The sequence below is a fragment of the Aromatoleum sp. genome (assembly GCF_032027225.1).
GTDB lineage: Bacteria > Pseudomonadota > Gammaproteobacteria > Burkholderiales > Rhodocyclaceae > Aromatoleum.
In genome coordinates this window covers 125,209-148,108 of the sequence record NZ_JAVSMM010000007.1, presented here as the reverse complement: position 1 = coordinate 148,108, position 22,900 = coordinate 125,209, and the positions used below count along the sequence as shown (strand labels likewise).

Sequence of the window (22,900 nt, the reverse complement as noted above, 5' to 3'; positions counted from 1 at the left end):
CTATCAAGTCAATCAACGCCCAGTGGGCTGGAAGATGGCCTGGCGCTTCTCCGCCAAAGCGTTAAAGAGCCGGTCCGCAATCAGCGCGTGACCGGAAACGTTGGGGTGGTCGTCCCATTCGGCGAGCCGAATGTCGTCGATCTTCCGCCCCTTGTAGACGTCCTCCTGATTGATCACCACGAGTCCCGCAGCCTCGGCGATCGCGCGCGTCTCCGGCGTCTCTTCCTGCCAGCTGCCCTCGCGCACCTGGGGGAGGAATACCCATACCGCCACGCTGCCCTGCCGCCGGGTTTCGTCGGCGAGGCGACGATAGACGCTCGCCAGAATCTCGCTCGCATGAGGGGTCAGGCGCTTCCGGGCTTCCGCCTCGTCCATTCCGGGCGTCACCCCCGCCTTGAGCACGATTTCGCGCAGATCCTGGTAGGGAATCTCGATCCTCTTGTTCGCGACTTCCGCAAGATACGCGGCGGCCCGTGTGATCTCGCGGCCGGTAGCGATGTAGAAGATCGCGTTCGGACGGAAGGACAGCGCCTTTTCGAGCATCACGAGTTGCTGCGGGGGCTGGTAGCCCGGCACGCCCATGTTCAGCAGTTCGTATTTCTCGAAGGGACCGCCTGCCCACTCGCGGTTCAGCCGATCCTCGACGAGCGACTCGAAAGTCTGCCCGTCTCCGACGCCCCACCCCATCACCGACGATGCGCCCAGCACCGCGGCGCGGAAAGTCCCTGGCGCCGGCACCTCGTCGTAATCCCGATCGCGCATACCGAAGCGATTGATGCTGATCGTCCCGTGCAACGTCTGCCGCGTGAATGACGGGATCAACTCGGCCTGCACGAAGTCGCCCGTGAAGCGTTTGAGGTTGGTGCTCTCGACATCGAGCCAATTCTTCGGCTTGTTCATGTACACCTCCCACAGCTGGGAGTTGAAGCGGTCGACCGAGAGCAGGTTCTCGTAATAGCCGCGCTCGAGCTGTGCGGTATCGAGGCGGCTGAGCTGCCCCGACTTCAGCGAATGAACAAAGGTTCCGAAGTCCTTACCGACCTGCGAATGCAATCCTTCGACACTCACTGCCAACAGCGCGAACAGCGCCACCACCGTCGCGAGACGCGACCGCATCCACGTGCGTTCGTCCTGCGCCGACGCTCGCACGTTGCGCACGCCGTCGCGCGGGATCGAGCCGACGACGATCACGGCGAGAATGATCGACGGATACAACAGCATCTCGAGCGTGTAATCCCCGCCCAGCGCCGACCACAGCGAGAACCACGTATCCAGCGACTCCGTGGTCCAGAAGGACCACAGCACGCAGATGAACCAGAAGGTGCCGTACGTCTTCGCGACCAGCGCGGCAGTGGTGCGCCACGTCCGAGCGGGGGCTCCGAGCGTGCGTGCGCGTCCGTGCTTCATCTCGTACAGGGAATTCGCGACCACGAGACCGCCAAGAATGGCCCAGAACAGCATGTCCTGCGGAACGAGGAGCATCGAGCCGCGCAGCCAGAACCACTGGTATGCATGCAGGAACCAAGTCATCACGAAAACGTACAGTGTCGCGATGACGAGCGCCTTCTCGGTCCCCAGCTTGCGCAGCTTGAATACGGCCGGGTAGTAGAAGACCTTCTGCATGAACTCCTTCCAGTAGATGTTGATCCGCCGCCAGAAGTCCGTGAAGCTCGACGCCAGCAGATAGCGGTTGTGAGTCTCCGGAAGGCGGAAACCGAACAGGTACAACATCCCGATGATCAGGTGGAACAACCCGGAGACGCGCAGGTAGAGGAGGAAATTCGCAACCAGGTACTGGACGAGTTCGGCCGGGTTGCCGACTTCGTGCGGCGCGAGCGTCAGGTAGTAATAGACGATGCGGTACAGGATCAGGTGGATCACCCCGCGCACCATCCAGTCGACACCGACTTGATAGATGCGGTACGCGTCGTCGTCGAAGTAATTGCGCCGGAAGGTCTTGTAATCGATGACCGGAAACAGCGGAAAGCACGCGTTGGGCAGCATGAAGAAGTACGCGAACGACTGTACCGGCGTGGTCGGCGCCTTGTCGTGGCGCAGATCGTAGAAGTAGACGATCAGCCGGAACATGAACATCGCGCCGAGAATCGGCCAGATCGCATCCGACCACGGAAACGGCAGGTGGCCCGCCCGCTGCAGCGCGAGCACCCCCGCCGCTGCGAGGAGCAGGACACCCCGCCATGCGAAGGACATCGGCAGGTGGCAGATCGCGATCAGGCCGAGACCGATCGTGACGAGCCAGGCGGCGTTCGCGCCCCCCATGACGACGCCGATCCCGGCGAAGCTGAGTATCAGAAAGAACGGCAAGCGCATGCGCAGCGGCAGCCACGCATGGATCGCGAATCCGCCGAAGGCGAGCACGGCGAGCCGGAGGAAGGCGGCCGACTCGATCTGAAACTGACGGAGAAGGAGCAGCAGAAGGGCTAGCTGGGCGCAGACAGTCAGATAATTAGCGACGCTTATTCGGCCCGCCTCCGCTGCGTCGTCGGGAATCTCGCCAGAGGCGCGCGCCGCAGCTGCCGTCAAGTTCATCGTCGTCTCCGCTTCGAACAATCGACTGACCGGCCAGCAGCGAGCATGGCACGGGCGGGGGCAGCGCTCGGATCTGTCAGGCGCGGGCCATATGTGCGTCCGTCATTCTAGAAACAGCCGTTTCGGTTATTCAACGTGTCTTCTTGACAAGTCATTTCGGCGTTACATTTTCCGAGCTTGCCGAAAGGCATGCTCGGACAACGTCGTCAGGCGCCGGGCTTGAGGGAAAAGCCGGAACAGCGCTCAGCGGGGCGAAGAAGACGGTTCCGGCGAGGGGTCGCGCAGAGACGATTTTTCCGCCTGTGGCACTGCGGCCGGGACGGATGCGGGGACTGGGACGGATGCGGGGACTGGGGCGGATGCCGGGACGGATGCGGATGCCGGGGCGGATGCGGTCGAACCGACCGACTCCCCCGTTGCGTCGCGCCACTTCCCTGCTCGCTTCAGCTTGTCGCGCAACCCCGGCAGCGGGAAGCCGTCCGCATAGGCGCGATGGGCGCTCTCCAGTGCTTTGTCGTATTGCCCCAGGTCAAGGTAAGCGAGACCCAGGTTGTAATGGACGTTCGCATTCCGGCTTTCCAGCTTGCGCGCCGCCTCGAACTTGGCCACCGCCTCATTCGTCCGCCCCGACTGGCTCAGGAAGAGACCGTAAATCACCTTGACCATACCGTCGTCCGGCCGGAAGGACTCCGCACGAATCATGTAGCACTCGACGGTGTACCCAGCCCTGTTGACCTTGGTCGTCTTGTCGCGGAATCCAAGCTTCATCATCGTCATGAGCGCGCGGTGATGGTTCGGGAAAGCACGGAGCGTGTAGTCGATATCGCCACCCCGGTTCGAACCGGGGCCCACGCGCTCCTGCTCGGCGCGAAAGTGATATTTTTCGACGATGCCGAGTTTATTTTTGTCGGTGCGGTAATCGAAAGGTCCGTACGCGTTCTCGAGGCTGCCGCATTCGGTCGCGTCGAGCCCGCCCTGCGCGAGCAGCTGGCCGCTCATCGCGGCGAGAAAAGCAATTCCGAGACAGCTCTTCAATTTCGCATTCATCGCTCCCTCCCCTCCTCACCCTGTCCGAGCCTTCCCGCCCAATCTGCTGTCGCGCGCGCGACCGCCATTCGCCACGCAGCGCTCGAGAACGTGTGATCGGCATCTTCGAGACGTTCCGGATTCCGCGCCCCGGGAAGTTTTTCCCAAGGACCGCCCGCCGCCACCGCCTGCTCGAACTCGCGCGCAATGTAATCCCGGCCGCTCAGTACCACGCGGAACGGTTTGCGTGCGCGAAGCAACGCCGTTGCCATTCGTTGCGGCAGCTCCCCCTCCGCAGCCGAGAGCTGAGCAGAACCGCCAGTGTCCTTTCCGTTCGCCGTCCGCGCCGCTTTCACGACCTCGTCGAGCGATCTTCCGACCGAGACCTTCCCCGCGAACAGCTTCTTCCAGAAGCCGGGATCGACAAGGCGTCTCAGGTAATAGTGCTTCAGGTAGGTTCGCGCCTCCCCGGCTGCCGTCTTCACCCAGGGATTCAGCAACATCAATCCCGCGACGCGCGGGTCATGCTGGGCGTGAAAGCAGGAAGCCGTCGCACCGTCGCACAGGCCCCACAGCACGACGCGTTTCACGGCCGGCATCCGCTCGCAAAACGCATCGACGGCCGCTCGCACGTCGGCACCGATATTCTCGAAATCGCGTTGTTCGCCGGTCCCGTCACCCAACCCGCGATAATCGAATCGCATGCAGGGGATGCCCGCCGCTGCCAAATATCGCGCGAGCAAGACGAACTGCCGGTGGCTTCCGACCCGATATTGGGGACCGCCGACGACGATCAGCACGCCGATCCCGGCAATTTCTCCGACGGGCGCGGAGATGAGGCCGACCAGCTCATCACCCTCGCAGTCAAAGAGGAAGGCCGTGTCGCGCGTCGTCATCGCACGAAGCGCTCCAGCATTGCGAGCGACCGCTCGATCAGCAGCCGCGCCGTTTCGATCTCCTGGGTCTGCCAAAACGCCGGCCCCGTGACGCACTCGGCGTGTACCGGCACGCCGGTCGCTGCCCACTTAGAGGCGAGAAGCGCCAGCGCCGGGGACGGATCGAGCCGGCCTGCGTTGTCGACCTCCAGCATCGCGACGGGGGACGCGTAGCTCGTCGGCAACTGCAGCGCCGCCGCGTCCATTCCTGCGGCCAGCGCGGGAGACAGCCCGTAACCGGAAATCTCGACCGTTTCGCCGCGCTGCAGCGCGGAGCGAATGTCCGCCATCACCGCCCCGCCAGACTCGGCGAGCATCCCGTTCGCCGCCTTCAACCGCAGGAACTGCGTCAAGTGCTGCTTGCCGTTGGTCACCGGCTGCCACATCAGCAGCGGCGGCGTCTCGCCACTCTCGCGCAGCCAGTCCGCCACCAGCAGACTCCCGCCCCGAAGCGACCATAGCGCCAAGGGCACGTTCGTCCCCGGGCGTTCGGCATTCACGTCCGCGCGCAGCCAGGCCCAGCCCCGCGCGACGTCCTCCACCCAGTCGTGCCAGCCGGCGTCGGAAAAGTCTCCGGCGCTGTCGCCGCAGCCGAAGCCGTCCATCTGGAACACCATCCAGCCGCGTTCGGCGAAAGCCCTGGTGGAGAGCGCGGCCATGCGACGGGACTTATTCAGCTCTTCCGCGAAGGGAGGTACGAAGAGAAGTGCGCCCACCGGTGCATCGACCGGCCTCGTAACGAGGCAGAACCGGACTCCGCCGGGAGCGTCGAGGAAGAAAGCTTCGCGGCGCACGGCCGTCATCTTCAGGCGAGCTTGCCTTCCACGAAACTCACGAGCGCACCGACCGTCGCGAACGACGAGCCGTCGATCTCGTCGTCCTCGACGATGAAACCGAACCGCTCCTCCATCATGTTGATCACGCCCACGACGGCCATCGAGTCGAGCTCCGGGACCGCCCCCAGAAGCGGTGTGTCGAGATCGAAATCGGCGGCCCGCCCCCCCAGGCTCAGCACCTCGTCGATGATCGCCAAGATTTCCTTCTTAATATCCAAGTCCGCGCTCCTGCCGGGTTTGTTGTCAATTGTGAATTCCACGATGCCGTTCGGATCGGGTTGTTATTATAGGCACCCAATCGGGCCGATCCGTTACAGAGTTCAGTCGGACTCCGGCTCCCGCTTCTGGTCTTGTCTTCGACCGCGACAGGGGTATCAGGTACACCGATGAAACGCGTACTGATGATCGCCTATCACTTCCCCCCGATCCAGGGCAGCAGCGGCGTGCAACGCACCTTGCGCTTCGCCCGCTATCTCCCCGAGTTCGGCTGGGAGCCGATCATCCTTACGGCGCACCCGCGCGCCTACGACCGCACATCGGCCGATCAGCTCGACGACATTCCGAACGGCGTTGAGGTCGTGCGTGCGCAGGCCTGGGACACGTCGCGACATTTCGCCGTCGCCGGGCGCTACCCCGGCTTCCTTGCCCGGCCGGATCGCTGGCTTTCGTGGTGGCTCGGTGCCGTCCCCGCCGGCCTCGCCCTCATCCGCCGTCTCTCCCCCGCCGCCATCTGGTCGTCCTATCCGATCGCCACCGCGCACCACATCGGCGCGACGCTGCAGTCGCGCAGCCGTCTGCCGTGGGTTGCCGACTTCCGCGACCCGATGGCCCAGGACGATTACCCCGAAGACCCCGCCGTCTGGCGCAGCTTCGCGCGAATCGAGCAGCACGCGACCCGTCACGCCGCGGCCGCGACATTCACGACCCCGTCGGCGCTCCAACTTTATCGCGAAAGGTATCCCGCTCAAGCCGACAACATGTATCTGCTCGAAAACGGCTATGACGAAGAGACCTTTTCGGGCACGACGGTCGGCAACCCGCTCAACGACGGGAAACTGACGCTGCTGCACAGCGGAATCGTCTATCCGAGCGAACGCGACCCGACCCAGCTCTTCGTCGCGCTCGCCCGACTGCGCCAGTCGTCGCGGACCGTTTTCGACCGCATCGTCGTGCGCTTTCGCGCGGCCGTCCATGACGAACTACTGCAGCGGCTCGCTCGGGAGCACGATGTCGAACAGGCGATCGAGGTCATGCCCGCAATCGGCTACCGCGACGCGCTCGCCGAAATGTTGCGCGCCGACGCGCTGCTCATTCTGCAAGCCGCGAACTGCAACGCGCAGATCCCGGCGAAGCTGTACGAGTACGTCAGAGCGCGGCGCCCGATCCTCGCGCTAACCGATCCGGCCGGAGACACCGCGCAGGTCGTCCGCGCAGCAGGCATCGACTCGATCGCACCGCTCGACGACGCGCCAGAAATCGCTGCGCTGCTCGCGCGCTTCGTCGACCGTCCGATCGACGGCACCCTGCCCACCGAAAGCGCGGTTGCCGGCGCATCCCGTCGCGGCCGCACGGCACAATTTGCCCAAATCCTCGATTCGGCCGTGCGTACGGGAGCGCTGCAATGATCGGGCGCCTCACCTCGGCGATACGGCAACTGGGCGCGATCGACGGCGTACTTTACCTCGCGCATCGGGCGCTGGGCATGCTCAGCAGCGATCGGGCGGGCATCTTCCGCTATTACCTCGTCGCCCAGCCGGTGCCCGATGCGCCGCCGCCTGCGAAAGCCGCGGCCCGGAGCGCCGTAAGCCTGATCGACGCTCAGGATCCGCTGTGCGCGTCATTTCCGCGCCCGCCCCACGTGATCGCAAAGCGCTTTCGCGACGGGAATCTCTGCTTCGCGTCCCGCTCCGGCGAGCGGATCAGCGGCTTTCTCTGGCTAGCGAACGACGCATACGAGGAGGACGAAGTCCGCTGCCTGTATCGACTCGAACAGCCCGAACAGAGCGCATGGGATTACGACGTCTACGTCGAGCCCGAATACCGCCTCGGCCGGACCTTCGTGCGGCTGTGGGAGGCCGCAAACCGCCACCTCGCCACCGAGGGCGTGCGATGGAGCTTCTCGCGCATTTCCGGTTTCAATCCGGGCTCTCTCCAGGTCCATCGCAAGCTCGGAATCCGGCGGCTCTTCAGCGCGACCTTCGTCCGTGTCGGCCCGGTCCAGATCACATTTGCCGGTGCATCGCCGTATATTCACGTATCGCTGTCGGCCCGCACGCGCCCGACGCTGCGACTGTCGCCACCGCCGGACGCGCGCAACGCAGCGCCACGAGCGCACGATGCCGCAACGCCTTCAAGGGCAACCGGCTCGCGATATACCCCCAATCCCTTGACGAATCCACGCCGATGAACGCGACCCACCTTCTGCATCATCTCGTCACCGCATCCGCATCCCGGAACCCGGATGCGCGCGCGATCACGTTCGGATCCGAAACACTCGACTATTCGCAGACCGCGCGCGCAGTCGCAGCTTTCGCGTCCGGTCTCGTCGGCCTCGGCCTCGCCCGCAGCGAGCGCGTCGGAATATTCCTCGACAAGCGTCTCGAAACGGTCACCGCCTTCTTCGGCACCGCCGCCGCCGGCGGCGTTTTCGTGCCGGTCAATCCGGTCCTCAAGGCCGAGCAGGTCGGTTACATCCTGCGCGACTGCGGCGTGCGGGTGCTCGTCACGTCGCCGGAGCGCTTCGCCGCGTTGAAGGACGTGCTCCCCGATTGCCACGACCTGCGTCACGTCGTGCTCACCGGCAATCCCGGCGAACTGCCGTCGCTTCCCGGCGTCGCGATCCACCATTGGAACGACCTCCTGGACGCCGCCCCGGCACACGGACATCGCACGATCGACTCGGACATGGCGGCCATCCTGTATACGTCGGGCAGCACCGGGCGCCCGAAGGGTGTCGTCCTGTCGCACCGGAACATGGTCGTCGGCGCGAAGAGCGTCGCCCAGTATCTCGAAAACCATCCGGACGACACGCTGCTCGCCGCCCTGCCGCTGTCGTTCGACGCCGGTTTCTCGCAGTTGACGACCGCGTTTCACAGCGGCGCGCGCGTCGTGCTGCTGAACTACCTGTTGCCGCGCGACGTGCTGAAAGCCGTCGAAAAGGAAAAAGTCACCGGGCTTACCGCGGTCCCGCCCCTGTGGATCCAGCTATCGCAATTGCAATGGCCCGAGACGGTCACCGGCCATCTGCGATACATGGCCAACACCGGCGGGCGCATGCCGCTCGATACGCTCACGAAGCTGCGCGCGATGCTGCCGCGCACCCGGCCTTTCCTGATGTACGGCCTCACCGAAGCGTTCCGCGCGACCTACCTGCCGCCAGAAGAAGCCGACCGGCGCCCGGATTCGATCGGCCGCGCGATCCCGAATTCGGATGTGCTCGTGCTGCGCGAGGACGGCAGCGAATGCGCACCGAATGAACCCGGGGAGCTGGTGCAACGCGGCGCGCTCGTCGCGCTGGGCTACTGGAACGATCCCGAAAAGACCGCCGAGCGCTTCAAGCCGCTGCCCGGACACGCGCCCGGTCGCCATGCCGGAATCGTGCTGCCCGAGATCGCGGTGTTCTCCGGCGACACGGTGCGGCGCGACGAGGATGGCTTCCTGTACTTCATCGGCCGCCGCGACGAAATGATCAAGACGTCGGGCTATCGCGTGAGCCCGACTGAAGTCGAGGAAATCATCTACGCGACCAAACTCGTCGGCGAGTGCGCGGCCTTCGGTACCGCGCACGACACGCTGGGGCAGACGATCACCGTCGTCGCGACGCCGCCCGAAGGCGCTGCGCTGGATGTCGCCGACCTGCTCGCCGAATGCCGCAGTCGAATGCCCGCCTACATGGTGCCCGCGCGCATCGACGTGCGCGAAGGCCCGTTGCCGCGGAATCCGAACGGAAAGATCGACCGCAAAGCGCTCGCCCTCGAAACGCAGGAAAAGGCCCATTCATGAACGCGTCCATAAAACCGGTTCCCGTCCACGCGCCGATGGACCAGTTCCCGGTCGGCAACGGCGAGCTTCTCGTCGGCGGCATTCTGCTGACCCGCCTCGCGGCTCGCGTCGGCCGTACCCCGTTCTATGCCTACGACCGTCAGTTGCTCGCGCGGCGCGTCGGCGAGTTGCGCGCCGCACTGCCCCGTTCGGTGAAGCTGCACTACGCGATGAAGGCGAACCCGATGCCGGCGCTTGTCGCCCACATGGCGGGGCTCGTCGATGGCATCGACGTCGCTTCCGCGGGCGAATTGAAGGTCGCGCTGGACGCCGGTGCGGATCCGCACGAGATCAGCTTTGCCGGCCCCGGCAAGCAGGACGCCGAGCTGACGCAGGCGGTGGCTGCCGGCATCCTCGTCAACGTCGAATCCTTCCGCGAGATCGCCCCGCTCGCCGCCGCGTCGCAGGCGCTGGGCCTGCCCGCACGCGTCGCCGTCCGCGTGAATCCCGACTTCGAACTGAAGAGCTCCGGCATGAAGATGGGCGGCGGCCCGAAGCAGTTCGGCGTCGACGCCGAACAGGTGCCCGAACTGCTCGCACAAATCGGACGCGCGGGCCTCGCGTTCGAAGGCTTCCACCTCTTCGCGGGATCGCAGAACCTCCGCGCCGACGCCATCGTCGAGGCGCAGCGCAAGTGCTTCGACCTCGCGCTGCGCCTGGCCGAATCCGCGCCGGCGCCGGTCCGATTCCTCAACCTCGGCGGCGGCTTCGGCATCCCGTACTTTCCCGGCGAGCAACGTCTCGACCTCGCCCCGATCGGCGACAACCTCGCTTCGCTCGCCGAAGAAGCCGCGCAACAGTTGCCGCAAGCCGGCATCGTCATAGAGTTGGGCCGCTATCTCGTCGGCGAAGCGGGGCTATACGTCTGCCGCATCATCGACAAGAAAATCTCCCGCGGCCACACCTATCTCGTGACGGACGGCGGCCTGCATCACCACCTGTCGGCGAGCGGAAACTTCGGGCAGGTGATCCGCAAGAACTACCCGGCAGCGATAGGCAATCGCATGAACGGCACGCCTTCAGGCGTCTGCTCCGTCGTAGGTCCGCTGTGCACTCCGCTCGACCTCCTCGCCGACCGGATGCCGTTGGCCGATGCCGAACCGGGCGATCTCGTCGTGATCTTCCAGTCGGGCGCGTACGGCGCTACCGCGAGCCCGCAAGCCTTCCTGGGTCACGGCGCCGCGACGGAAGTCCTCGTTTGAGTGCGGAAATGCGGCGCAGAGAGAACCTGACCGCAGCAGTCATCACGCCACCTCCAGCGGCGGGTTGGGCGGGGAGCGTGCTGGAGCATAGGCAGGGCGAGGTGATGCTCGTCTCGCCGAGCTATGCTCAGGGCATCTTCGCGCCGTCCGCCCCGTACCCGCTGCTGCAAGTAACGAAGCCGCTTCCCCTGCTATCCCGGGAAGCGGCCCTAGAACTCCCACACCCGGCAATCCGGCGAAACGGCCCATGATGATCAGCGGACACATCGATTTCTCGCTCCTGCAGCGCGGTACCGTTCCCTCCGTCGGCCGCGACGAGGCTTCCGTAGTCCTGCCCGGCGTCCACATCGAGTACGGCAAGGAGTCCCGGCTACATGCGAGCGACTCGCGGCTACTGCTCGTGACGGGTACCCCGCGCGTACGCGACCGGTCAGTGTTGCCGGGGGAAGGCAGCGATGGATGGAACGCGCTTGCCGAATTGCTGTGCAGCGATCCGGACCGTGCCTTGAACGCGCTCGGCGGGCGCTTCGCGCTCCTGTGGATCGACTTCGCCGCCCAGCGCGTCGGCATGGCGGCCGACCGGTTCAACACGCACGGCTTCTGCCATGCCCTGGAGGGCACCCGGCTGAACTTTTCCGATCGGGCCGACGCCGTGCCGGTGCGCACGCACGAAACCGATCCCCAGGCCATTTTCGACTACCTGTATTTCCACATGATCCCCGCGCCGCGCACGATATTCCGTGGCGTGCGGCGACTGGAACCGGGTACTCGCCTGAGTGCGGACGTGCAGGGCGTGAGTTCGACGCCGTGGTGGCAGCCGCGCTTCGATGAAGCGGCGGACGGCGATTTCCCCGCCCTCGCGGACACTTTTCGCCGGCTGGTGCTAGGCGCGGTGGAGCGTGAACTCGACGGTGCCCCCGTCGCCGCATTCCTCTCGGGGGGCACGGACAGCTCGACCGTGGTCGGCATGCTCGCCCGTTCGGGCGCGCGGACGACGGCCTACTCGATCGGCTTCGAGGCCGAGGGCTACGACGAGATGGCTTATGCGAAGATCGCAGCCCGGCATTTCGGCGTGCAACACAAGCCTTACTACATAACACCGGAAGACCTCGTCGCGCATATTCCGGCCGTCGCCGCCGCGTACGACCAGCCCTTCGGCAACTCCTCGGTCCTGCCTGCCTACCTCTGTGCGCGACTCGCTCGCGAGGACGGCCACACGAAAATGTTCGCCGGTGACGGCGGTGACGAATTCTTCGGCGGGAACAGCCGCTATGCGAAACAGCGCATCTTCGACCGTTACGCGTACGTGCCGAGTCTACTCAAACACGGCGTCCTCGAACCGCTCCTGATGCATACGCCCGTGCGCCACCTTCCGCTCGCGCGCAAGGCTGCGAGCTACGTGGAGCAGGCCCGCACGCCGCTTCCCGACCGCACTGCACGTTACAACCTGCTCGATCGCCTCGGCGTCGAGAGCATCTTCCAAGCTGAATACCTCCTCGCCATCGATCAGGACGCGCCGCTGCGCCTGCAACGCGAAGTCTGGGCCGACGTGCGCGCCGACGCCCTGATCAACAGGATGCTCGGCTTCGACTGGCGCTTCACGCTGGCCGACAATGATCTGCCCAAGGTGCTCGGCAGCACGAAGCTGGCGGGCGTAAAGGCCCTGTTTCCGCTGCTCGACGACGAATTGGTCGACTTTTCGCTCGCGCTGCCTCCCGAATACAAGCTCAGGGGATTGCAACTGCGGTGGTTTTTCAAGAAGGCACTCGCCGATTTTCTGCCACCCGAAATTCTCGCCAAAAAGAAGCAGGGTTTCGGCCTGCCTTTCGGCCACTGGGCGCTGCAGCACCGCCCGCTGTACACGCTGGCCCGCGAATCGGCCGACGTCTTGGTCGAGCACGGCATCGTGCGCGAAGAATTCGTCGATGAACTGTTCTCGCGCCACCTTCCATCCTTCCCCGGGTACTACGGAGAGATGGTGTGGATCATGATGATGCTGGGGCTCTGGATCGCAAGGCCGGCAGCGGCAGGGAATGGGCGAAGGCGAAACGAGGAGTATGTCCACGCGACTCCGTAAAGGGAACACGGAATTAAGCAGCAGGCGCGATGAGGCGCAAGGCGCGGCGACATATCGGATAGATAGGCGACGAAGCGGGCGCCGCCTGTGCCCCCGCACCATTCATTGAGCGTTTTCCGTGAGAGAAGTCGATGCTCCTTTACTATCACAAAGACCCCCTCGGCAACTTCGGCGACGATCTCAATCCTTGGCTGTGGCGAAGGATTTTTCCAAGTATTTTTACGGGGGAAGTCTTTCACGACCCGGCCCTGCGGCAGACGATGCCCCACGGGAAGACGCTTTTCGTGGGAATCGGCACGCTGCTCAATTCCAACGTACCCACATCCGCAAAAAAAATCGTTTTCGGATCGGGGACGGGATACGGCTCTGCACCGCAGCTCGACCGCAGTTGGGAGATCGCGTTCGTCCGGGGCCCGTTGACTGCGAAAAAACTCGGCCTCGATGCCTCGAAGGCGATCATCGACCCGGCAATCCTCGCGATTGACCATTTTCCCCGCGCGGATCACAAAGATAAACGTGCCGCCTACATGCCGCATTGCTCCTCGGCGCGCCAGGCCGACTGGAAGGCTATTTGCGACGCGGCCGACCTGCGCTATATCGATCCGCACTGGCCCGTCGAAAAAGTCCTCGCCGCGCTGCAGGAAGCGCCGATGCTGTTCACCGAAGCCCTGCACGGCGCGATCCTCGCCGAAGCGTTCCGCACCCCTTGGACGCCGATCCGGGCGACGCCCGCGCTGCTCGACCTGAAATGGCTGGACTGGTGCGCATCGATCCGCCGCGCGTACGCGCCGCACACGCTTCCCATGATCTGGACGGGCGGGGGAAGCGTCTTTTCATCGCTGAAGCGGCACATCAAGCAAAAACAGGCGATTCGCGAACTCGCGCGCCTACGGAAACACAACGACGCGCGACTCTCTCCGGAAAACGTCCTCAACGAAGCCCGCGAAAGGCTGGAGGAACAAATCGAGCGCTTGCGAAAACGAACCGCGAACGTCGAGATGTGCGCTGTGGTGGAGCGATGATCGCCGACAACAAACGCTTGCCCGCGGCAGCGGAAGTCAGCGTCGTCATACCGACTGCGGCGTCGCGAACGCGGTCGGAGGCCATTCGGCGCTGCATCACATCGATCCGGTCGTCATCGGCACGCCCGATCGCAATCATCGCCGTCGCGAATGGGACCGGCATGGACGCCGAGGTACTGGAATGGCTGCGCAGCCAGCCCGACGTCACCGTCCTGACCGACACGATGCCGTCGGCCCCCAATGCCGCGCGCCGCGGCAGGGAAATCGTGCGCACCCCCTTCTTCTCGTTTATCGACGACGACGACGAGTATCTGCCCGGCTCCACGGACCTGAAACTCGATGCGCTCGTCCGCTCGCCGACGGCGGATTTCGTCATAGCCAACGGCTACCGCAACGCCTCGCAGGGAGAAGAGCTCCTGTACGACGAACTCGAGTCCCTGGCCGAAAATCCGCTACACGCATTGTTCCGGAAAAACTGGCTCGCGAGCTGCAATGCGCTTTTTCGCAGCAGCTCCATCGGTCCGGAATTTTTTCGCGATTTCCACCCCTATGCGGAGTGGACCTGGCTCGCCTATCGCTTGGCCGTCGCGCGCAAGAATGCGGCCGTAGTCGACGAACCCTGCTGCCGCGTCAACGAAACACAGAATTCGCTGTCGCAGTCCGCCGTATATCACGACGCCTATCTGTCCCTTTTTGGGCGGATGCTCGAACTGGCGCCCGACCGTTCCACGCGCAATCTGATCCGCGAAAAGATGTCCGGCGCGTGGCACGAGGCCTCCACCCGCGCGCTCTCCAACCACCGATACGTGCGCGCGATCGCAGCACACATCCAGAGCCTTTTCCTGCCCGGCGGCTGGCGCTACTTCACCTATACCCGCCGCCTCGTCCCCCTGTGGCCGAACAATGACATCCGCCCCTGAGCGCAACAGCATCGTGAAGAACGCATCGCTTTCCCTCGCGATGCGGTGGCTGGACAGGCTGATCGGCCTGGTCAGCGTTCTCGTTCTGGCGCGCATACTGTCGCCGGACGATTTCGGCGTCATTGCGATCGCCTCCCTCGTCATCGGCTTTGTCGACATCATTCTCGATCTCGGCGTCAACGTCGCACTGATCCAGAACGACAAAGCCACGCGCGAGCACTACGACACCGCGTGGACGCTGCGCCTGATCCAATCCGTATTGGCTTGCGCCATCCTCGTCGCGGGCGCGCCTTTGGCCGGCGACTACTTCAACAATCCGGGCGCGGTGCCCGTCCTGCAGTGGATGTCGCTCGGATTGCCGCTCAGCAGTCTGGAGAACATCGGCGTCGTCGACTTTCAAAAGAAGATGCGCTTCGGGCTCGATCTCCGTTTCGTGCTGACCAAACGACTCGTCGGTTTTTTGGTCACGCTTGCCGCGGCGTGGATGCTGCGGAGTTACTGGGCGCTGGTAATCGGCGCCCTCTCCGGGCGCGCGTTCGGAGTGCTCCTGAGCTACGCGATGCATTCCATGCGCCCGCGCCTGGGCCTGCAGAAATTCCAGGAGGTGTTTTCGGTATCGCAGTGGATGCTGGTACGCAATATCGGCACCTACCTGGATAATAATCTCCACAAAATGCTGGTCGGGCGGTGGTTCCCGTCGGCGACATTGGGCACTTACAGTCTCGCCGATGAAATATCGGCAATGCCCTCGACCGAAATTCTCGCCCCACTCAATCGCGTTCTTTTTCCTGCATTCGTCCAGGTCAAGGAGAACCTGGTCGAACTTAAACGCGTCTTCCTCCTCGCCCAGGCCATGCAGACACTCATCGGCATTCCCGCGGGCGTCGGACTTGCGGTCGTGGCACACGACGCGGTGCTCCTGCTGCTCGGGGAGAAATGGCTTGCCGCCGTCCCGTTCGTACAACTGCTGGGGCTCGCGAACGTTGCCAGTGCGATTGGGACGAGCGGCGGCTACCTGATGGTGACGCTTGGCCGGACCAAAGCCTTCGCGCTCCTGTCATGGGCGAAGACCTGCGCTTTCGTGCTCATGGTTCTGGTCACCGGTGTTGCGGCAAACGCGGCAGACATCGCGGTTATGCGCCTTTGCGCCGGCCTGTTCGGGCTCGTCGTGACGCTATGGATGGTCATGCGCGCCCTCGAGAATCTCCGACTCGCCGAGATCGCGGGACTGGTCGCGCGTCCTTTGCTGGGATCGGTGGCAATGGCATACGTCGTTGACCTGCTGTTCGGCGCCGCGGGCGACTTGCCGGTTCTCGCGGCGCTCACGCTCGAAATCGGCACTGGAGTCCTTGTCTACTCCGGCACTGTCATCGCACTGTGGATCGTGTCGGGGAGACCGGAAGGTGCGGAAAGCTGGCTGGTCCGGAAAGCCGGATTGCGGCGCCCCGGTCTGGAAGCCAATTAACTGCCAGACACTTTTCCTTACCATTTTTTATCGCTCGGAGATGCGCTATTCGTCCTCGCGAAGGAGCTTCTCGTCCTATCTTTAAGTGTGGGAAAAATGACCACGGATTAATAAGAATAGCTAAGAGAAACCGGGGCGCCTGCTCCCTCCTTCGAGGACTCACGACGATGAGTAAGGTATTCGCTGCTACCGCTTTTCCTGTAGCCCTGTTTCTCGCGTCTCCCGTAATTGCAGCGCAGCCCTACGCGGACGGCGCTCTTCTGACCATCGTCGCAGGAATGCCGGAAGGCACTTGGGCAAAGGTCAATTCCAATCGTTTCTCCGACGTCTGGACACCCGCTGACCTTCGTCCACTCTACGGAAGCGGAAATCCGCCACCTTCGAAGATCATCGAAGCCTGGAGTGGGTATGCCTGGGACAGCAACCGGGGGGATCTTCTCATTTACGGTGGCGGCCACGCGAACTACTCGGGCAATGACGTGTATCGGTGGCGAGCCCGAGATCTGAAATGGGAACGGGCGGCCCTTCCCAGCGAAATCCACCGCTGGGGATCGACCGCTTACTTCTGGGCGATCGACGGCGCCGATGCCGCGCCCGCCGCCGCGCATACCTACGACAACGCCGTGTTCCTGCCGCAGATCGACCGCTATCTGAACTTCGGCGGAGCGAGCTACAACTCCGGCACCTCCTACGTTCGGCCCGACGAAAGCGATCCGCTGAAGATACGCATTACCGGCCCCTATTTCTTCGATCCTGCGAAGGCAAACCTCAACCAGGTGGGGGGCACCACGGGCTCACACGTGCAGAGGGTCGCCCCCTACGCCCAGGTGACCGGCGGCCGGATGTGGCAAAACCGGGATTTTCCGAAGAACCAGCAAGGCAAGACGATGCCGGTTCGCCATGTAAATGGCTGCACGGCCTATGTCGAAGAAAATGGGCGGGACGTCGTCTATGTGGGTGCCGGCGCATCGGGCAACGCCACCAGTCCCAGCCTCTACCGCTACCTGCCGGGAGACGTCGCCAATCCGACGAGCGACGACATTAGCCGGGTCGGTATTTACTGGACAGGCACTGCCGGTGCGACGACCTGTGCGGTGGACCCATCGCGCGGCGTCCTCGTGCGCACGGGCAACAGCACCAATAAACCGTTCGTATTCTGGAATCTGAACACTCTCGGGCCGACCAACAAGGACCAGGTGGTCAGCGTGACGGGCACGGTCGCCGAATTCACCAACTGGCTCGCCACGACCGGAAAGAACCAAGCGGCGTGCGCGCTCGACCACGACCCGGCCCGCCAGCATTTCGTCCTGTGGTGTGGCGACAGCGCCTTGTGGTCACTCGTGCCACCCTCCCCCCTCGCGACCACGGGATGGACGATGAGCAGGATCCAATCCGGCGGTACGGCCGTTCCTCCGGGCCGTGTGGGCACCGGCGTGCTCGGAAAGTGGAAGTACATCCCGGGTTTCGACGTCTTCCTCGGGCTCCAGCACGAGACCGAAGGCCAGGTCTGGATCTACAAGCCGGTCGGCTGGCAGGCGCCGAGCGGGCACAATGCGGCACCAACGGTCGCGATCGGGGCGCCTGCCGCCGGTAGTTCGGTGATCAGGGGCGAGCCCGTTTCCATCGTTGCGGATGCCTCCGACAGCGACGGCGTCGTGAGCCGCGTCGAGTTCAAGGTCGACGGCAATTTCATCGGGTCCGCGACGACCCCTCCGTACGCGACGACTTGGACGCCCGCAACGCTGGGAGCAGCGACATTGACGGCCGTCGCGACCGATGACAAGGGCGCGGAAACCGTGTCGGCTGCCGTCGAAGTCTTCGTCAATTCGGAATTCGGCGGATCCGATCCAATCACGAAGGTGCTGCAGCGGGGTTTCGGGGGTTACACGGGCTCATCGGACGTGTATCTCAGCAAGTACAACCCGAGCACAAATACCGGCACCTCCACCACTTTGCTCGAATATGCCGGCAATTACACGTCGCTCGTCAGGTTCAAGGTCTTCGCGCGCGAAGGCGGCCCGATACCGGACAACGCCATCATCGCGAGCGCGCGGCTTTCGATCTACAAGACCTACTACGACTATATCTATCGCCTCCATCCGATGTTGCGCAACTGGAGCGAGATGGAGGCGAACTGGAACGGCCCGAACCGGGCGGGCAACTGGACGCTGTCGGGTGCGGGCGGTGTGAATTCGGACTACGCCGCGACGCACGATGCAGAAGTCTCTGCGCCCTACGCGCCGGGCTGGATGGACTTTGACGTTACCGAGCGGCTCGCGGCGTGGCAAAGAGGCGCCGAGAATTTCGGCTGGCGCATCGTCGGCGTTTCGGGCAATGCGAGCCTGAAGAGGCTCTATTCGAGCGAATACTCGACCGATGTCTCGTTGCGCCCGAAGCTGGAGGTGCGCTACACGACCCAGTGATGCTGGCCGACGGGCCGGCTCGGGTCGGTTCACCATACCGATCAATCCGGGCGGGATGCCCTCCGCCGGGATGGCCTCAGGAGTCCTCGAATGAGCGTCTTACGCAAACACGTGGGTTCGATACTCACAACAGGTGTACTCGTAATGTCCGGTGTCGCGCCGGTCATCGCAGCCGAAACGGTCCGCTTCGCCTTCGGAGCCCCTTCGGCCGTCACCCTCGGCGAGAGCTTTCCCCTGGAGTTGAGCGTCGATCCGGCCGGACAGGGCATTTCGGAACTTCCCTTCATCATCGGCTACGACCCGGCGGTGCTCGAAGTGCTTTCCGTCGAGCCGGGCCCCTTCCTCGGAAGGGGTGGCGACTTCCGGCCCGAGGTCGATCGTGAGGAGGGCCGCATTCGCGTGGACGCCGCCCGCAGCGACGGCGCGACCAGCCCTGCCCCTGGCGTCCTCGCGAAAGTGACCTTCAAGGTCGCGCAGCGATTTACCTCGACGTCCATCGACGGCATGACGATGGCTCCCGTCAGCCTCTACGGCGAGGGTTTGCCGCCGGAGTATCCGCCGACGCTGCACCTGCGTTACCGCGCCGCGGGAGGCAAGCGATAGACCGGGGGGACTCGATGGCACAAGGACCGGAAGGCGGTTACGGCCGCCCCCTGGGAAGACATTTGCCGGAAACGCTCCGACCGTTTTCGTCCCCCGCGTTTCGAATCGCGCGAAGCTGGCTGCTCGCCGGCGCGGCGATCCTGACAGCGACGGCTTGCGCCGGCGAGCCGACCGCACTCGAACGCCAACTTATCGAGATGCCCGCCGACCGCTGGCTGGAGGTGCCCGACACCAAGCTCGCCGACGTGTGTGCTCCCAAGTCCTTCGGCGTCGACGGGGACTTGGGCTGCGCCGGGATCATCGAAGCTTGGGGCAGCGGCGCGTACGCCGGCGATCAGCGCAAGATGTTCGTCTGGGGCGGCGGTCACAACGATTACTGGGGCAACGAACTGTATGCCTTCGACCTCCGCTCGGGGCGATGGGAGCGGATCACCGACCCATCGCCCGGAGAGCTCGTCAAGGCCGGCACTGATCCGCTGCCCGACGGCAAGCCGAACTCGCGGCACACTTACGACGGCATCCAGTACATCGAACATGGCGGAAAACTGTTCGGCCAGGGCGGCGCGATTTCGCCCGGCGGCGGGGGAACATCGGTTACGTGGCTATTCGATCCGGCCACGCGCAGCTGGCACAACGCCGGGAACAAGGACCGTCCCGGCGGTTATGGCATCGCGAGCGGCTACGATCCGAAGAGCCGCGCGATCTTCGTCCGGGCGACGAAAGCCCTCTGGCGTTACGACACGGACTCCGAAACGTGGACTCGGCTGAAAACCTTTGGGACGCGGCCGCTGTGGCCCCGGTACGAAGTCAGCGGCAACAAGCGCGGCGCGGTCGACACCCGACGGGGTCGATTCTGGGTAGTTGGCAACAACGATTTTCTGGTCTGGGACATTGCCCAAGGGAAAATCGTGACCGACGAATGGGTTACGACAGGCGGCGGGGATTACACGAACGAACCGCGGGTCAAAAAGCACCCGGAGCAGATCTTCCGGTCCGGGGGTGGTGACATCTACAACGCCCCTGCACCCGGGTTCGACTACGATTCGAAGGCGGACCAGTTCGTCGCGTGGAGGGGCGGAGCGCCTTACGTCCTCGACCTCGCAACCAAGACATGGAGCAGACGTTCGGACGTAGGAGCGCCTGCCGCCCAAGCCCGAAATGGCACCTACGGCCGGTGGCGTTATTTGCGCGAATATAACGTCTTCATGCTCGTCAACAGCGCAGCGTCGAATGTGTTTTTCTATAAGAACACCGCCGGCGGACCTCCTGCTGCGCAATGAATTGACGCCGAGGAATCGCGCTTGCCCGAAAGGCTGCGGATCGCGGTTCGTGGTCCCTGCAGGAATCGGTAATCGGCGACAGGCGACCTAGCGCCGAAATACCGCGGGCCCGATATAGCGGCGGGCAACGACGAGATTATCGATGTAAAGCGAGAGGTCGGCGGGCGCAACCACCGTACCACCGTGATAGACGTTCATCCAGACCGACTCGATCTTGAGCTCGGGCACATGGCGAAAGTCGATCCCGCCCCGATCGAAGACGAGTCGTCCGTCGATCCATGCTCGGAGCCGACCGTCGGCTCGCCCCGGCGCATTGAGCTTCACGTGCTGCTCGATGCTGTACCAGCGATTCTTTTCCAACAATCCCGTGGGCCCTAAGCCCCATCCCCATGCCGCCCCCGACTGCTCCTCCATCCCCGCGTAATAGACGTAGGAGCCGACTCCGCGCAGTTGCGAATAGGCGGAAGCCTGATCGGGTTGTACATAAAACGCGCCGCGTGCAGACCAGCCATTCACACCATCGGATTTCCGGGTACCCCAGCCGCCACGCCCGTATGTTCCTGAAAATCCCGGGAGTTTGCCGCCGTCCTTCGCCGGGTTCCAGTTGTCCCCAAATCGCAAGTAGTACCGAAAATAAGCCTCATCCGGCTCCCCTCCAGAGAGTTCGCGAAATTTCACATGGCGATTCAGCCCCTGATGGACGCCCTTTGCGATCGTGACCTTGAGCGCCGACCCTGCGAGCGGCTCGAAACCGTTATCCCTGTCGATCGAGACGATCTCGGCGTGCCCCTCACCGGCGCCCGAGGGAAGCAAGGGACTACTCGACTCGAAGCGGTCGACATAGAGAACGTCCTCCTGCCCCTCCAAACCGGCATCGCCGACATAGTGGGCCGCGATACCTTGTTCCGGAGGCGCCAACTCTGCCCAAGGGAAATACGGCCGGAATACGGCCACCTCCGTCCCCCCGGCGTACTGCTTGTCGCTCGTCAATTCGAGCGACGCACGGGCGATCTCCTTTCCGGCGCGTTGCCTATACGGAAAAGCGAGGAGGGCATTGTTCTGCCCACCCACCTGGAAAATGGGCGCCGTGCCAAGGCTGCGATTGGTGGGGCACGAAAAATACGTATCGGCGGTCGCTTCGACGCGCGTCGTTTGCCCATCTTGCCATTCGATGATCAGACGGGGGCGGGACTCCGCGTCCGGATTCTCGCGACTCGCAAAATTGACCGTGCCGCCCGGCTTTCCTGCTCGCAGGACGACGGCTCCCGGCGGTGAAACGCCCTTCGTCCATTGCTTCGCAAGCGTGGTCACATCCCAGGCAAAACGCTCCTTCCCCTGCGAGACAGGAATACGTTGAACTGCATACTCCGCGGCTCCGTGCATCTCGTTGCGTGCGTCGATCCAGTCCCCCCCCTTGCGTTGCCATGGGACATGCGCCGCCTTCGCATAAAACTGACAGGTCATGCCATCCGGCCCGTCATCGATCGGCAAGGCCGCAGAAACCGACCCCGCCGACGCCATGACGACGCAAACAAGAACGCCCCCGCGCATCTTCACACTGCCTCCAAATTCGAAACGCGCATGTTGTTTACGAGCCGGAGCCCGAATCGCATACGGGTCCTGTCCCACGGCGTGAATCGTGGCAACTGGAACATGTCGCCTCCGGGACGCCCCACGCCCGGCGCGGTCGACACCGCCGCCTTGAATCCCGCCCGACGGACCATCCGCACATGTCTGCCGTCGTAATCCACACCGGGCTTTCCGTTCGGATATGCAAAAAGGTTTACCGACTCCCCCAGGGCGGCCTCGAGGCGTCGCTTACCTTCGGCGATCTCGCTGAAGGCCTCCTCGTCCTCGAGTCGGCCGAGGATCGGGTGTCGGCACGTATGTCCGCCGATCTCCATTCCAGCGGCCCGCAGCGCGCGCATCTGCTCCGTCGTCATCATCAGATCGTCCGGCAGCGACACCGAGCATTTTTCGACGATCTCGGCGATTTTTTCGGCCCGTTCCTCGAGCGGGAGATACTTCAATTTCGGCAACAGTCTTCCGATTGTGGCGCGCTTCTCGGCGCTGGATCGCACGGGGTGACGGTCCAGACCAAGGAAACGGAGATCGAGTTCGCCGAACTCGACAGCCCGAACGGCTTCGATCAGCGTGTCGTTCCACATTCGACCGCCGTCGAGAAATCCGCACGCAACGAAGAAGGTCGCGCACATCCCGTGTTTCTGGAGCAGCGGAAGCGCAGTCGTAAAGTTGTCCGCATAGCCGTCATCGAACGTGATCGACAGCGCCCGGGGAGGAAGCCTTGCCGCTGCAAGATCGGCAATCGCGCGTTCGAGCGGCAGCACCGAGAAGGACGCACCGACCCAATTCAACAAGGTGTCGAAGCGGGCCGCGTCGGGTTCGTCCGGGAAAATCTCGTCGCGCTGCGGAAGAACACGATGAAAAACCAGGATCGATAGCCCGCCGCGCGATCCACCCGGAGAATAAAGACTGCCGAGCAAACGGGTAAGCATCGTC

The 22,900-nt window shown here is 63.9% G+C and carries 18 protein-coding genes; 11 read left to right on the top strand and 7 right to left on the bottom strand.

The annotated features are described in order from the left end of the window. Nucleotides 1-12 precede the first annotated feature (12 nt). From ROZ37_RS10215 to ROZ37_RS10195, 5 genes are all read right to left on the bottom strand, one after another. Nucleotides 13-2,550: a hypothetical protein gene (locus ROZ37_RS10215; protein WP_312659232.1), complete on the bottom strand. Its 2,538-nt coding sequence runs from the start codon at nt 2,548-2,550 to the stop codon at nt 13-15. Nucleotides 2,551-2,793: 243 nt separating this feature from the next. Beyond that, nucleotides 2,794-3,597 (bottom strand): tetratricopeptide repeat protein, encoded by an 804-nt coding sequence (locus ROZ37_RS10210; protein WP_312659231.1) that lies wholly within the window; start codon nt 3,595-3,597, stop codon nt 2,794-2,796. Then, nucleotides 3,594-4,472, bottom strand: coding sequence for a hydrolase 1, exosortase A system-associated (locus ROZ37_RS10205; protein ID WP_312659230.1), 879 nt, complete (start codon nt 4,470-4,472; stop codon nt 3,594-3,596). Before ROZ37_RS10205 ends, ROZ37_RS10210 begins: the two co-directional genes overlap by 4 nt. Next, the gene (locus tag ROZ37_RS10200; protein ID WP_312659229.1) at nt 4,469-5,314 is read right to left on the bottom strand and encodes a hydrolase 2, exosortase A system-associated; all 846 of its coding nucleotides are present in this window, start codon (nt 5,312-5,314) and stop codon (nt 4,469-4,471) included. The genes ROZ37_RS10205 and ROZ37_RS10200 overlap by 4 nt, the downstream gene beginning before the upstream one ends. Nucleotides 5,315-5,316: 2 nt before the next feature. Further along, nucleotides 5,317-5,565, bottom strand: coding sequence for an acyl carrier protein (locus ROZ37_RS10195; protein ID WP_312659228.1), 249 nt, complete (start codon nt 5,563-5,565; stop codon nt 5,317-5,319). Nucleotides 5,566-5,733: 168 nt separating this feature from the next. Here ROZ37_RS10195 and ROZ37_RS10190 point away from each other — a divergent pair, with 168 nt between their 5' ends. The 11 genes from ROZ37_RS10190 (at nt 5,734) to ROZ37_RS10140 (ending at nt 20,380) form a co-directional block, all read left to right on the top strand. Beyond that, nucleotides 5,734-6,972, top strand: coding sequence for a glycosyltransferase (locus ROZ37_RS10190; protein ID WP_312659227.1), 1,239 nt, complete (start codon nt 5,734-5,736; stop codon nt 6,970-6,972). Continuing rightward, nucleotides 6,969-7,754 carry a GNAT family N-acetyltransferase gene (locus ROZ37_RS10185; protein WP_312659226.1) on the top strand — a complete coding sequence of 262 codons (786 nt, stop codon included), beginning with the start codon at nt 6,969-6,971 and terminating at the stop codon, nt 7,752-7,754. The genes ROZ37_RS10190 and ROZ37_RS10185 overlap by 4 nt, the downstream gene beginning before the upstream one ends. Next, a complete protein-coding gene (locus ROZ37_RS10180; RefSeq protein WP_312659225.1) occupies nt 7,751-9,349 on the top strand; it encodes an acyl-CoA ligase (AMP-forming), exosortase A system-associated in 1,599 nt (532 codons plus the stop codon). The genes ROZ37_RS10185 and ROZ37_RS10180 overlap by 4 nt, the downstream gene beginning before the upstream one ends. A gap of 35 nt (nt 9,350-9,384) precedes the next feature. After that, a complete protein-coding gene (locus ROZ37_RS10175) occupies nt 9,385-10,590 on the top strand; it encodes a pyridoxal-dependent decarboxylase, exosortase A system-associated (RefSeq protein WP_409449953.1) in 1,206 nt (401 codons plus the stop codon). A 247-nt stretch (nt 10,591-10,837) separates the two neighbouring features. Further along, a complete protein-coding gene (locus tag ROZ37_RS10170; RefSeq protein ID WP_312659223.1) occupies nt 10,838-12,667 on the top strand; it encodes an asparagine synthase C-terminal domain-containing protein in 1,830 nt (609 codons plus the stop codon). A gap of 131 nt (nt 12,668-12,798) precedes the next feature. Further along, on the top strand, nt 12,799-13,689 hold the full coding sequence (locus ROZ37_RS10165; RefSeq protein ID WP_312659222.1) for a polysaccharide pyruvyl transferase family protein: 891 nt from the start codon (nt 12,799-12,801) through the stop codon (nt 13,687-13,689). After that, nucleotides 13,686-14,609 carry a glycosyltransferase family 2 protein gene (locus ROZ37_RS10160; RefSeq protein WP_312659221.1) on the top strand — a complete coding sequence of 308 codons (924 nt, stop codon included), beginning with the start codon at nt 13,686-13,688 and terminating at the stop codon, nt 14,607-14,609. The genes ROZ37_RS10165 and ROZ37_RS10160 overlap by 4 nt, the downstream gene beginning before the upstream one ends. 13 nt (nt 14,610-14,622) lie before the next feature. Beyond that, nucleotides 14,623-16,074, top strand: coding sequence for a lipopolysaccharide biosynthesis protein (locus ROZ37_RS10155; protein ID WP_312659220.1), 1,452 nt, complete (start codon nt 14,623-14,625; stop codon nt 16,072-16,074). A gap of 167 nt (nt 16,075-16,241) precedes the next feature. Continuing rightward, nucleotides 16,242-18,497 (top strand): DNRLRE domain-containing protein, encoded by a 2,256-nt coding sequence (locus ROZ37_RS10150; RefSeq protein WP_312659219.1) that lies wholly within the window; start codon nt 16,242-16,244, stop codon nt 18,495-18,497. Nucleotides 18,498-18,587: 90 nt separating this feature from the next. After that, nucleotides 18,588-19,100: a cohesin domain-containing protein gene (locus ROZ37_RS10145; protein ID WP_312659218.1), complete on the top strand. Its 513-nt coding sequence runs from the start codon at nt 18,588-18,590 to the stop codon at nt 19,098-19,100. 14 nt (nt 19,101-19,114) lie between these two features. Further along, nucleotides 19,115-20,380, top strand: coding sequence for a hypothetical protein (locus ROZ37_RS10140; RefSeq protein WP_312659217.1), 1,266 nt, complete (start codon nt 19,115-19,117; stop codon nt 20,378-20,380). Between the two features lie 87 nt (nt 20,381-20,467). Here the strand turns inward: ROZ37_RS10140 and ROZ37_RS10135 are convergent, their stop codons facing one another. Continuing rightward, nucleotides 20,468-21,931 carry a polysaccharide lyase gene (locus ROZ37_RS10135; protein ID WP_409449952.1) on the bottom strand — a complete coding sequence of 488 codons (1,464 nt, stop codon included), beginning with the start codon at nt 21,929-21,931 and terminating at the stop codon, nt 20,468-20,470. A gap of 2 nt (nt 21,932-21,933) precedes the next feature. Next, nucleotides 21,934-22,896 (bottom strand): polysaccharide deacetylase family protein, encoded by a 963-nt coding sequence (locus tag ROZ37_RS10130; protein WP_312659215.1) that lies wholly within the window; start codon nt 22,894-22,896, stop codon nt 21,934-21,936. Nucleotides 22,897-22,900 lie beyond the last annotated feature (4 nt).